Origin of the sequence: Geothrix limicola, from assembly GCF_030268085.1 — a bacterium.
GTDB lineage: Bacteria > Acidobacteriota > Holophagae > Holophagales > Holophagaceae > Geothrix > Geothrix limicola.
The window spans coordinates 1-2,403 of the sequence record NZ_BSDE01000020.1 but is presented as its reverse complement, the minus strand read 5'-3'; the positions used below and the strand labels follow the sequence as shown (position 1 = coordinate 2,403).

Annotated in this window: 3 protein-coding genes; all 3 read left to right on the top strand. The window is 51.5% G+C overall.

Annotated features, from left to right (window positions below; translation table 11 throughout):
* Positions 1–23 precede the first annotated feature (23 nt).
* The 3 genes from QSJ34_RS18530 to QSJ34_RS18685 all read left to right on the top strand — a co-directional run bounded on the left by QSJ34_RS18530 (position 24) and on the right by QSJ34_RS18685 (position 2,172).
* The gene (locus QSJ34_RS18530) at positions 24–341 is read left to right on the top strand and encodes a CcdB family protein (protein WP_285578172.1); all 318 of its coding nucleotides are present in this window, start codon (positions 24–26) and stop codon (positions 339–341) included.
* A 165-nt stretch (positions 342–506) separates the two neighbouring features.
* Positions 507–971, top strand: coding sequence for a GyrI-like domain-containing protein (locus QSJ34_RS18525; RefSeq protein ID WP_285578171.1), 465 nt, complete (start codon positions 507–509; stop codon positions 969–971).
* 514 nt (positions 972–1,485) lie between these two features.
* Positions 1,486–2,172, top strand: coding sequence for a tyrosine-protein phosphatase (locus QSJ34_RS18685; RefSeq protein WP_420798893.1), 687 nt, complete (start codon positions 1,486–1,488; stop codon positions 2,170–2,172).
* The last annotated feature ends 231 nt before the right edge of the window (positions 2,173–2,403 follow it).

Below are 2,403 nucleotides of genomic sequence, written 5' to 3'. Positions count from 1 at the left end.
AGTGATGGCCTGAGGAACTTCTGATGGCCTCTTTCACCGTCTATGCCAACCCTGATCCGAAATCGCAGAAGGCCATACCCTTCCTCCTCGATGTCCAAAGTGAGCTGCTCTCACCCCTAGATACTCGTGTGGTTGTCCCCTTGTACCTAAAATCGACTGCGAAGACCCACCCGATTTCACGCCTTACACCAGTCATCGCTTTCCAAAATAAATCATTGGTTGCCATGGTCCCTGAATTGGCCGGCGTCAGCAAACGCCATCTTGGCCCTGTCGTGGGTCAGCTTCCCGAGGTTCGTTCGGAACTGATCGCTGCCATTGATCTTCTAATTACAGGCTTTTAATTCATCGTCTCGGTGCGTTGGCTAACCCTCCGCTCAAGTCGGACCCCGCCTGCATTGCCTTCCACTCTCTCTCATCATTTTGCTACCTCGGCTTCGCTCATCGCCTCGGTGCAGGCGCGGCCGCTTAGCTTCATTCGTTAGGCATTCAACCTGGAGTGAGATTACATGTCACCAAAACTCACCAACGTTTCGCCCTTCTCGGTAACTGGTATTTCGGTCCGAACTATTAATCGCGACGAATTCAATCCAACCACGGCCAAACTTCCGAACCTTTGGGCTAGGTTTTATGGAAACGGAGTCACAGGCCAAGTTCCTAATCAAGCTCCAGGTTCTTCAGTTTTCGGTGTCTATTCAGACTATGAATCAGATGCCACTGGCTTCTACTCGGTAACTGCCGGAATGGCAACCTCAGGCCCCACCTCTTCTGAATTCACAACCGTAAGCATTGAAGAAGGAAGATACCTGGTCTTTGAAAACAGAGGGCCAATGCCTCAAGCCGTCATCGATACCTGGGGCATTATTTGGGCCTACTTTGAAAACAACACTGAGTTCATTCGTAGCTACACTACTGACTTTGAAGAGTACCGTGGGCCTGATCAGATCGCGATCCATATCGGCGTCAGGGGCTAAGAATGCCTAACCCTCCGCTCAAGTCGGACCCCGCCTGCATTGCCTTCCGTTCTCTCTCAATATTTCGCTATCCCGGCTCCGCTCATCGCATCGGTGCAGGCGCGGCCGCTTAGCTTCATTCGTTAGGCCTCGTTCGCCTGTCTATTTCTGTCCTCCGGGTGCGCGCTGGTTGCGCCAGCCTGGTCATCTCGTCCCCCACCAACACCAACTCGCGCAATTTCACATTCTTCAGCACTCCAAGAATGGCGTTATTGCTTACTCATCAACAGTCGGCCCATGGATTTCTGCCATCATCGAAGCTGCTTCAGCACCTGGCCCTTCAATTTCACGCAATAACTCCGGCACTTTCCCTTTGGGGTCGTCGGCATGAACTCCCACTCCCATCCATTCAGGCTCAAATCCCAAGGTGGTGCACGCTCGGGGCACCATTACTTCGGGCTCGGCCTAACCTCTCGCTGCAACGGACCCAGGCGCCAGCGCCTGGTCCGCTGAGCTTCTTTCGTTAGGCCGATCAATGGACAGTACTACGGAACTTTCACTCCCGGTTGCCTTCAACTTTCGAGATGTAGGTGGGCTGTCCCTCCTCGATGGAAATTCTGTCAACAGACAATGTCTCTTTCGGAGTGCTGAACCAGAGAAGCTTGATCTATTTTCTTTTCAGAAATTCATTCGAAGCCAACGGATAAAAACAGTCATTGATCTCCGGTCTTCAGACGAACAACGAAAGGACTACAGCAACTTAGTAGACGTCGAAACCCAGTTCCTTTCAGTTCCGTTGTTCGAAAGCATCAACAGATCATGGGCAAATCCAAAGAACACAAATGCACTTGCCACTGCCAGACGGTATTTGGAAATCCTAGAGGTAGGCAGTTCAGCTATTCGAGAAATCATTGGCATTCTGTCTGATAAACAAAACCATCCCGTGCTAGTTCATTGTGCAGCAGGCCGAGACCGTACTGGAATCGTCATAGCTGTATTATTGAAGCTGTCTGGTTGTGAGTCCTCTGAACTAAGTAACGACTACGCAAAAAGTGATCAGGCCGTTTCAGACGGTTACCGTGCGTTGCCCGAGACAATCGATCATTTATTTGATCTTGTAAATCAGAAGTACAGCTCGCTAACCGCATTTATGAATGCAAATGGAGTCACGAACGAAAGGATAGAATTAATGAAAAAGTCGCTCACTCGGCCTAACCCCTAGCTCAACTCGGACCCCGCCTGCATTGCCTTCCGTTCTCTCTCAGCATTTCGCTATCTCGGCTCCGTTCATCGTCTCGGTGCAGGCGCGGCCGGTTAGCCTTGTTCGTTAGGCCTCGTTCGCCCATTCAATGCTGTCTTCTGGGTGTGCGCAGGTCACGCAGGCCCGGTCGTCTCGTCATGCACCAGCGCCAATCCGTGCGACTCCCCATTCTTCAGCACTCCAAGAATGGCG